12 protein-coding genes are annotated in these 8,281 nt (G+C 71.8%); 10 read left to right on the top strand and 2 right to left on the bottom strand.

Translation table 11 applies throughout. From position 1 onward, the window contains the following. The first annotated feature begins 91 nt into the window (after positions 1 to 91). The 4 genes from ACTHMF_RS16270 to ACTHMF_RS16255 are packed head-to-tail and all read left to right on the top strand — an operon-like array spanning position 92 to position 3,537. On the top strand, positions 92 to 1,120 hold the full coding sequence (locus ACTHMF_RS16270; protein WP_440319029.1) for an alpha-ketoacid dehydrogenase subunit beta: 1,029 nt from the start codon (positions 92 to 94) through the stop codon (positions 1,118 to 1,120). Then, complete coding sequence (locus tag ACTHMF_RS16265; RefSeq protein WP_440319027.1) at positions 1,117 to 2,430, top strand: dihydrolipoamide acetyltransferase family protein; 1,314 nt, start codon at positions 1,117 to 1,119, stop codon at positions 2,428 to 2,430. The genes ACTHMF_RS16270 and ACTHMF_RS16265 overlap by 4 nt, the downstream gene beginning before the upstream one ends. Positions 2,431 to 2,433: 3 nt before the next feature. Then, the gene (locus ACTHMF_RS16260; RefSeq protein ID WP_314149519.1) at positions 2,434 to 2,559 is read left to right on the top strand and encodes a hypothetical protein; all 126 of its coding nucleotides are present in this window, start codon (positions 2,434 to 2,436) and stop codon (positions 2,557 to 2,559) included. An 18-nt stretch (positions 2,560 to 2,577) separates the two neighbouring features. Continuing rightward, complete coding sequence (locus tag ACTHMF_RS16255; RefSeq protein ID WP_440319025.1) at positions 2,578 to 3,537, top strand: DMT family transporter; 960 nt, start codon at positions 2,578 to 2,580, stop codon at positions 3,535 to 3,537. A gap of 182 nt (positions 3,538 to 3,719) precedes the next feature. Here the strand turns inward: ACTHMF_RS16255 and ACTHMF_RS16250 are convergent, their stop codons facing one another. Beyond that, the gene (locus tag ACTHMF_RS16250; RefSeq protein WP_440319023.1) at positions 3,720 to 4,295 is read right to left on the bottom strand and encodes a nitroreductase family protein; all 576 of its coding nucleotides are present in this window, start codon (positions 4,293 to 4,295) and stop codon (positions 3,720 to 3,722) included. Further along, the gene (gene msrB, locus ACTHMF_RS16245; protein WP_440319021.1) at positions 4,288 to 4,704 is read right to left on the bottom strand and encodes a peptide-methionine (R)-S-oxide reductase MsrB; all 417 of its coding nucleotides are present in this window, start codon (positions 4,702 to 4,704) and stop codon (positions 4,288 to 4,290) included. Before msrB ends, ACTHMF_RS16250 begins: the two co-directional genes overlap by 8 nt. A gap of 166 nt (positions 4,705 to 4,870) precedes the next feature. On the opposite strand from msrB, the gene ACTHMF_RS16240 reads away from it, so the two are divergent. The 6 genes from ACTHMF_RS16240 to ACTHMF_RS16215 all read left to right on the top strand — a co-directional run. Then, the gene (locus ACTHMF_RS16240; RefSeq protein WP_314149523.1) at positions 4,871 to 5,170 is read left to right on the top strand and encodes a DUF3263 domain-containing protein; all 300 of its coding nucleotides are present in this window, start codon (positions 4,871 to 4,873) and stop codon (positions 5,168 to 5,170) included. Positions 5,171 to 5,190: 20 nt separating this feature from the next. Further along, positions 5,191 to 5,751: a LytR C-terminal domain-containing protein gene (locus ACTHMF_RS16235; RefSeq protein WP_314149524.1), complete on the top strand. Its 561-nt coding sequence runs from the start codon at positions 5,191 to 5,193 to the stop codon at positions 5,749 to 5,751. A 191-nt stretch (positions 5,752 to 5,942) separates the two neighbouring features. Continuing rightward, positions 5,943 to 6,146 (top strand): cold-shock protein, encoded by a 204-nt coding sequence (locus ACTHMF_RS16230; protein WP_314149525.1) that lies wholly within the window; start codon positions 5,943 to 5,945, stop codon positions 6,144 to 6,146. Positions 6,147 to 6,262: 116 nt separating this feature from the next. Beyond that, positions 6,263 to 6,961, top strand: coding sequence for a helix-turn-helix domain-containing protein (locus tag ACTHMF_RS16225; protein WP_440319019.1), 699 nt, complete (start codon positions 6,263 to 6,265; stop codon positions 6,959 to 6,961). Positions 6,962 to 7,008: 47 nt separating this feature from the next. Continuing rightward, entirely contained in the window at positions 7,009 to 7,578 is a 570-nt protein-coding gene (locus tag ACTHMF_RS16220) for a dihydrofolate reductase family protein (RefSeq protein WP_440319017.1), read from the top strand. Positions 7,579 to 7,721: 143 nt separating this feature from the next. Continuing rightward, positions 7,722 to 8,281, top strand: a 560-nt coding sequence (locus ACTHMF_RS16215) for a TCP-1/cpn60 chaperonin family protein (protein ID WP_440319016.1), incomplete at its 3' end; no start/stop codon positions are given.

The raw sequence follows: 8,281 nt of genomic DNA, 5'->3' as shown, positions 1-8,281 counted from the left end.
TCTTCTCCTTCGTCTACGCCACCCCCACCCCGCAGCTGCGCGAGCAGGCCGCACAGCTCGCCGCCGAACAGGAGGCCGCCCGATGACGCTCATGCACGATGCCCCCGCCGACCGCTCCGCGCAGGACGGTGCGCCCGCCGCCCAGACGATGAGCATGGCGCAGGCCCTCAACCGCGCGCTCGCCGACGCGCTCGCGGCCGACCCGGCCGTGCTCGTCTTCGGCGAGGACGTGGGCACCCTCGGCGGCGTCTTCCGGATCACGGACGGCCTCGCCGCCCGGTTCGGCGAGAGCCGCTGCTTCGACACCCCGCTCGCCGAGTCCGGCATCGTCGGCACCGCGGTCGGGATGGCCATGAACGGGATGCGCCCGGTCGTCGAGATGCAGTTCGACGCGTTCGCCTACCCGGCGTTCGAGCAGATCGTCGACCACGTGGCCAAGATGGGCAACCGCACGCGCGGGGCGGTGCGGCTGCCGATGGTCATCCGCATCCCGTACGCGGGCGGCATCGGGGGAGTGGAACACCACTCCGACTCGTCGGAGGCGTACTACGCGCACACGCCGGGGCTCACGGTGCTCTCGCCGGCGACCTCGCAGGACGCCTACGGCCTGCTGCGCGCGGCGATCGCCTCCCCGGACCCCGTCGTCTTCCTGGAGCCGAAGAAGCTGTACTGGGCGACCGGCGAGGTGGACACCGCAGCGCCGCTGCCCGAGATCGGCCGCGCGCGCATCGCCAGGGAGGGCACCGACGCGACGCTGATCGCGTACGGCCCGACCGTCCCTGTCGCGCTCGCCGCGGCGGAGGCGGCGGAGGAGGACGGCCGCAGCCTCGCCGTCGTCGACCTGCGCAGCATCGTCCCGTTCGACGACGAGACCGTGTGCGCGGCCGTCCGGGCGACGGGACGCGCGGTGGTCGTCGCGGAGGCGCCCGGCTTCGCGAGCGTCGCCGCGGAGATCGCCGCGCGGGTGTCGGAGCGCTGCTTCCACTACCTTCAGGCGCCGGTGCGCCGCGTGACCGGGTTCGACACCCCGTTCGCCCCGCCGAAGCTGGAGCGGTTCTACCTGCCGAACGTGGACCGGGTGCTGGACGCGGTCGACACGCTGCAGTGGGAGGACGCGTGAACGCCCGGGTGTTCGCCCTGCCGGACCTCGGCGAGGGGCTGACCGACGCGGAGCTGGTCCGCTGGCTGGTGGCCGTGGGCGACACGGTCGCCGTCGACCAGCCGATCGCCGAGGTGGAGACCGCGAAGTCGGTCGTGGAGGTGCCGACGCCGTTCGCGGGCGTCGTGGCCGCCCTGCACGGCGCGGAGGGCGAGACGGTGCTCGTGGGCGCGCCGCTGCTCGAGGTGAGCGAGGAGGCGCCGACTCCCGCGCCCGAGGCGGCTTCGCCGGAGGCGGCAGTGCCGGGGGCTTCCGGCTCCGGTCAGGTGCTGGTCGGCTACGGGACGACCGACCACGCCACCACGCGCCGCCGCTCCCGCACGACGGCGTCCTCGACGATCACCGCCGAGGCGCCCGGCCGCGTCGTGCCGGTCATCTCGCCCGTTGTGCGCTCGCTCGCGCACCGCAACGGCGTCGACATCGCCGCGCTGCACCCGAGCGGCGCGGGCGGCGTCGTGACCAGGCGCGACGTGGAGGCGGCGATCCCGCGTCCCGCGCCCGCCGCGCCCGCCGCGCCCGCGCCCGCTGCCCCCGGCTCCTCCGCCGTCGACCCCCGCACCGGCCTCGCCGTCGCCGCCACCACGCCGTTCTCACGCTTCCGCCGCACGGTCGCCGACGCGATGGTGCGCAGCCGCAGCGAGATCCCCGAGGCGACCGTCTGGGTGGACGCCGACGCGACCGAGCTGTGGGAGGCGCGACGCCGCCTCGCCGGCCCCGGCCGCGCGCCGTCCGTGCTCGCCTTCATCGCCCGCTTCGCGCTCGCGTCGCTCGCGCGGCATCCCGAGCTCGCCGGCCGGGTGACCGAGGACGGCGACGCGCTGGAGACCTTCGACGGCGTCAACCTCGGCATCGCCGCCGACACCCCGCGCGGTCTCGTCGTCCCCGTCGTCCGGCGTGCCGACCGGATGAGCGTGCGCGACCTGGACGCCGCCATCGCCGCCCTGGCGACCTCCGCCCGCGAGGGCGCCCTCCCACCCGCCGACCTCACCGGATCCACCTTCACCGTCAACAACTACGGCAGCCTCGGCGTCGACGGCAGCGCCGCGATCATCAACCATCCCGAGGTCGCCATCCTGGGCGTCGGCCGGATCATCGAGCGGCCGTGGGTGGTCGACGGCGCGGTCGTGCCGCGCCGCATCGTGCAGCTCTCGCTCGTCTTCGACCACCGGGTCACCGACGGCGGCGTCGCGGCCGGCTTCCTGCGCGAGGTGGCGGATGCGGTCGAATCCCCGTTCGCCTTCCTGGTCGCCGAAGCCCCGGGTACGGTGTGAGACATGAGCGACAAGAAGAAGGACGACGAGGACTACGACCTCGACTTCGAGAAGGACGTGGCCCCCGAGGAGAACATCGACTGGCTGCCGCACCCGGAGCCCTCCGACGGCGAGGCTCCCGCGCCCTGACCCCGTAGGCTTGGGGGAGTGACCGCGCGTACCTTCCCCCTCTGGCTGGCCCTCGTCTTCGCCATCGTCTGCGGGGCGGGCATCGCGTTGCAGTCCCGCATCAACGGCGAGCTCGGCCACCGGCTCGGCGACGGGTTCACCGCGGCCGCGATCTCGTTCGGCTCCGGCCTGATCATCCTGATCGTGGCGCTCGCGATCGCCCCCGCCGGCCGGCGCGGCCTGCGCAGGGTCACCGGTGCGCTGCGCGGCGGCGAGTTGCGCTGGTGGTACGTCCTGGGCGGCGCGGCCGGCTCGTTCCTCGTGCTCTCGCAGGGCATCGCGGCCGCCGCGCTCGGCGTCGCGCTGTTCACCGTCTCCGTCGTCGCCGGCCAGACCGTCAGCGGGCTGGTGCTCGACCGGATCGGCCTCGGCCCCGGCGGCCGCCGCCCGCTCACCCCCGCACGCGTCGCCCGCGCGCTCATCGCGCTCGTGGCCGTGGCCTGGGCAGTGTCCGCGGAGTTCGGCGGCAGCGTGCCGGTGTGGATGATGCTGCTCCCGCTCATCGCCGGCCTCGGCATGGGCTGGCAGCAGGCCGTCAACGGCCAGGTGCGCGTGCTCGCCGAGAGCGCGCTCACCGCGACGTTCATCAACTTCCTCGTCGGCACCGTCGTCCTGCTCGTGCTGATGTTCATCGACTGGGGCGTCGCCGGGCTCCCGAACCCGCTGCCCACCGAGCCCTGGCTGTACATCGGTGGCGCGATCGGCTGCGTCTTCATCGGCGCATCCGCCCTGCTGGTGCGCATCACCGGGGTCCTGCTGCTCGGCCTCGCCACCGTCGCCGGCCAGCTGGTCACGGCCCTGCTGCTGGACGTGTTCGCGCCGACGACCACCGGCGGGATCGCGTTCTCGACCGTCGGCGGCACCCTGCTGGCCCTCGTCGCCGTCGCGGTCGCGAGCATCCGCTGGGGCTCCCGCCGCGCGAACCGCGTCGACGGCTGACCGGCCCGCGCCGCATCACCCGATCACACCCGCCACGCACCGCGCCGATTCGTCACGAACGCGCGCGATCCGTCACGAACAGCACGCATTCGTCACGAACGGCACGCATTCGTCACGAATCACGAACGGCACGCATTCGTCACGAACGGCACGCATTCGTGACGAACCGCAAGCGGTCCGGGTCAGTCCAGCACGCTGAGGAAGCGGGCGGGGTCGATCGCCTTGCGGTGACCCTCCTTGCTGTCCTCGGGGATCCCGCCGACGTAAAGCCAGCCGAGCAGGCGCTCGTTCCTGGCCAGCCCGTGCATCGCGTGCACGGCCTTCGAGCGGGTGTGGTGGCCGGTGCGCCAGATCACGCCCCAGCCCGCGTCGTGCAGCAGCAGGCTCAGGATGTGCGCGACGCCGGAGGCGACCGCGTCCTGCTCCCAGCCCGGCACCTTCTCGCTCTTCGTACGCACCGAGACCACCGCGATCAGCAGCGACGAGCGCAGCGGCTTGGCCGCGAGCTTCTCGGCCGCCTCGCCGCTCAGCTTCGCGTCCTTCGCGAACGCGCGGCCGAGCCGGACCCTCGCGTCGCCGCGCAGCTCGATGAGCCGCCAGGGATGCAGGGCGGAGTGGTCGGCGACCCGTCCGGCCGCCGCGACGAGCGGCAGCAGCTCCTCGTGCGTCGGCGCGGCCGGCGTCACCCGCGAGTACGAGCGGCGTGCCGCGACGCGGGAGACCAGATCGCTTGTCGCCTCGCCGTCCCGATCAGGCATCCGGCGTGAAGTTCAGCGAGATGGAGTTCATGCAGTATCGGTCGCCGGTCGGCGTCCCGAAGCCGTCGGGGAAGACGTGGCCCAGATGCGAACCGCAGCTGGCGCAGCGGACCTCGGTGCGGACCATGCCGAGGCTGGTGTCCTCGAGCAGCTCGACCGCCTCCGGGCGCACCGACTCGTAGAAGCTCGGCCAGCCGCAGCCGCTGTCGAACTTGGTGCCCGACTTGAACAGCTCGGCGCCGCACGCGGCACAGGTGTACAGGCCGGCGCGGCTCTCGTCGAGCAGCTCCCCGGTCCACGGGCGCTCGGTCGCGGCCCCGCGCAGCACGGCGTACTGGTCGGGGCTCAGTTCCCGGCGCCACTCGTCGTCGGACTTGGTGACGTCGTAGTTCTCCTGGGCAGCGTCCATCACGCGATTCCTTTCGTCAGTCACCACCCTAAACGGCCAGGTGGCCGCCGCTGTTCCCTGTTTCCTCACGCGACGTGCCGCACCCAAACGGGCAACACACAGGGGGCCGCCTCTAGGATGATGCGCGAGCGCTTGGCAGGTCGGCTGAGGACGACGAGGGAAGGCGGTGCGCGTGGCGGACGCTGCGAATCACCACCGACCCGAGCCGGAACCGGACGGTCTGAGTGGACGTGACGCCGCGATCCTGGCGTTCGAGCGTCAGTGGTGGCGGCACGCCGGAGCCAAGGAGCAGGCCATCCGCGAGGAGTTCGGTCTCTCGGCGGCCCGGTACTATCAGCTCCTCGGTGCGCTGATCGACCGCCCCGAGGCGCTCCAGCACGACCCCATGCTCGTCAAGCGCCTGCTCCGGCTGCGTGAGAGCCGGCTCGCCGCTCGGCAGGCCAGGATGCTCCCGCCCGCCGACTGACCGCGAGGAACCCCCACCAGATGGCAGAGAAATACCCGAGAGACCGGTTCGATGAGATCCCCGACGATCTGCACCGCGTCGGGGCGCACCGGGCTCCCCGGCCGAAGGGCCGCGGCTGGATCGCGGTCGGCTGGGCTGCGCTGGCCACCGTCGTCCTGATCGGCGCCGGTGTCTTCGGGCTCTCGCTGGTGAGCGGCTCGATCAGCTTCCACGGCTCGCCGAACACCAACGGGGCTCCCTCGTCCACGACCGCCACGGCGACCTCGACGCCGACGCCGACGGTCGTCCCGACGGTCGACCCGTCGCTGTCGGTCAACATCCTCAACGGCACGACGACCGAGGGCCTCGGCGCGAAGGCGTCGGACGCGCTGACCGCCGCCGGCTGGAAGATCGGCGCCGTCGCGAACGCCGACAACACGAACGTCGCCGCCACCGTCGTCTACTACGCCGACCCGGCGAAGCAGGCCGCCGCCCTCGGCGTCGCGCGGTCCCTCCCCGGGGCCACCGTGCAGCAGACGCAGGACTTCGCGGACACCGGCGCCGACCTCACCGTCGTCCTCGGCCGCAACTACACCGGCTGACCGCCCCGCCTCCCGGTCCCGCTCGTCGGCGCGCGCCGCGGGTCGCGGGTTTGTTTCGCGCGTGTTTAACTTCCGCCTTTTTGGTAACGGATTCGCGAAAAGACTGGTGAATACCGGCATACCAAGCATTAGGATCGGGATTCAACGCGCGGCGCTGGACCGCGCGAGCGACACAGCAATGGGAGTAATGCATGGCGAACGGGACCGTGAAGTGGTTCAACGCTGAAAAGGGCTACGGATTCATCACCGTCGAAGGTGGGGGACAGGACGTTTTCGTTCATTACTCCGCAATTGACATGAACGGCTACAAGGTTCTCGAAGAGGGCCAGCAGGTGCAGTTCGAGGTCGGCTCGGGCAACAAGGGTCCGCAGGCCGAGTCTGTGCGTCCGGTGTAGTACGCAAGCGTCAGAACGACCAGGAGAGCGCCGCCCACCCGGGCGGCGCTCTCTCGTGTTCTCTGGACCGTTCTTCTATCATGGGCGACGCAGCGGTTCACGGGGAGGATCGGCGGATGGGTCTCGAGTTCGAGCACAGGACATCCGACTCTCCCGTGATCGAGCAGGTCTGGCGCAGCCGTAGCACCGGCGCGACGACCATGACGTCCGTGGCCCGCGCGCACTGGGACTTCGTGTTCTGGGAGGGACCGGACGGCGTCCGCGCCGGGGTCCAGGGTCCCGAGTCCCGGGCGTCGGAGGCGCCGGTGCCGGCGGATGCCGACTTCCTCGGCGTGCGGCTGGCCCTCGGGACGTTCCTCCCGGGGCTCGCGCCCGGCGCGCTCGTGGACCGATTCGTCGAGCTGCCCGTCGGGCGCGGTCGGTTCGCGCTCGCGGGTGAGCGCATCCGTCTGCCGCGCTACGGCGACGCGGAGGACTTCGTCGCCCGGCTGCTCCGCCGCGGCCTGCTCGCCTCCTCCTTCCTCCAGGAGGAGGTGCTGACCGACCGCACGCGGCAGCGCCGTTACCGCGACGCCGTCGGGCTGTCCCAGCGCACTGTGCTCCAGATCGCTCGCGCGCACGATGCCGCCGTGCGGCTGAGGGAGGGGCAGCGGCCCGCAGCCGTCGCGCAGGAGACCGGCTACTTCGACCAGCCGCATCTCGCCCGGTCGCTGCGGCGCTTCATCGGGCCCTCGGCGACGGAACTCGTCGGCAGCGGCGCGAGCGGAAGCCCGCTGTCGTTGCTGTACAAGACGGAGGAACAGTCCGGCCGGTAGCGTCCGAACAGGCCCGGCATCGGGCCCACGACATCGAGGAGACCACCGTGACCGACACCGCTTCCACCCCGATATCCCGCCGCGTCGTGCTCTACGAGCTGATGTCGATCGACGGCTTCGCGGACGACCCGGGGGAGGGCGAGTGGCTGCGGGACACCGGCGCCGGGCTCGGCGACTTCCTCGCCGAGACGATCGCCACCCAGGACGCGGTGCTGCTCGGGCGGCGCACCTACGAGAAGTGGGCGCCCTACTGGCCGACCGCGGATGTCCAGCCGTTCGCCGACTTCATCAACGCCACGCGCAAGTACGTGTTCACGTCGTCCCCGCTGGAGCCCGAGTGGTCCGAGTCGGTTCCCGTCGCGGAGCCGGCCGCCGCGTTCGTCTCCGACCTCACCCGAGAGCAGGGAGGCGACATCGGCATCCACGGCAGCCTCTCGCTGGCGCGCGACCTGCTGGCGGCCCGTCTGGTGGACGACCTGCGGCTGGTCGTCGCCCCGAGCATCGCCGGCCACGGCAAGCGGCTCTTCGGCGACGACAGCGGCCTGCAGGCCTTCGACCTGGTCGACTCCGAGCGCTCCGGGGGGTGCCTCCTCCTGCACTATCGACGACGCGGCTGACCTCGCCCCCTCCCAGGCGTCCGCCCTGAGCGTGCTCGTCTTGCACTCCACCGCCGCGAGTGCCAGAATCGCTTTAGCACTCCATCTGATCGAGTGCTAATCAACGGAATCTTTCGCAGACGTCCGGGAGGGACGAGTAACACATGGCAAAGATCATTGCTTTCGACGAGGACGCCCGCCGCGGCCTCGAGCGCGGCCTGAACATCCTGGCCGACACGGTCAAGGTGACGCTGGGCCCGCGTGGCCGCAACGTCGTCCTGGAGAAGAAGTGGGGCGCCCCGACCATCACGAACGATGGCGTCTCCATCGCGAAGGAGATCGAGCTCGACGACCCGTACGAGAAGATCGGCGCGGAGCTCGTCAAGGAGGTCGCGAAGAAGACCGACGACGTCGCGGGTGACGGCACCACCACGGCCACCGTCCTGGCCCAGGCGCTCGTCAAGGAGGGCCTCCGCAACGTGGCCGCCGGCGCCGACCCCATCACGCTGAAGCGCGGCATCGAGAAGGCCGTCGCGGCCGTCACCGACGAGCTCGTCTCCAGCGCCAAGGAGGTCGAGACCAAGGCCGAGATCGCGGCCACCGCGTCCATCTCCGCCGGCGACACCACCATCGGCGAGATCATCGCCGAGGCGATCGACAAGGTCGGCAAGGAGGGCGTCGTCACCGTCGAGGAGTCGAACACCTTCGGCACCGAGCTCGAGCT

The sequence above is a fragment of the Leifsonia sp. genome, assembly GCF_051955155.1.
Taxonomy (GTDB): domain Bacteria; phylum Actinomycetota; class Actinomycetes; order Actinomycetales; family Microbacteriaceae; genus Leifsonia.
Note: the sequence above shows the minus strand (reverse complement) of the source record. Positions and strands in the feature narration are given on the sequence as shown.

What these genes read in the sequence shown, in the direction of transcription:
- ACTHMF_RS16270 (WP_440319029.1), top strand. Translation starts at nt 92, where the DNA reads ATGCACGATGCCCCCGCCGACCGCTCCGCGCAGGACGGTGCGCCCGCC.
- ACTHMF_RS16260 (WP_314149519.1), top strand. Translation starts at nt 2,434, where the DNA reads ATGAGCGACAAGAAGAAGGACGACGAGGACTACGACCTCGACTTCGAG.
- ACTHMF_RS16250 (WP_440319023.1), bottom strand. Translation starts at nt 4,295, where the DNA reads ATGCCTGATCGGGACGGCGAGGCGACAAGCGATCTGGTCTCCCGCGTC.
- msrB (WP_440319021.1), bottom strand. Translation starts at nt 4,704, where the DNA reads ATGGACGCTGCCCAGGAGAACTACGACGTCACCAAGTCCGACGACGAG.
- ACTHMF_RS16235 (WP_314149524.1), top strand. Translation starts at nt 5,191, where the DNA reads ATGGCAGAGAAATACCCGAGAGACCGGTTCGATGAGATCCCCGACGAT.
- ACTHMF_RS16230 (WP_314149525.1), top strand. Translation starts at nt 5,943, where the DNA reads ATGGCGAACGGGACCGTGAAGTGGTTCAACGCTGAAAAGGGCTACGGA.
- ACTHMF_RS16225 (WP_440319019.1), top strand. Translation starts at nt 6,263, where the DNA reads ATGGGTCTCGAGTTCGAGCACAGGACATCCGACTCTCCCGTGATCGAG.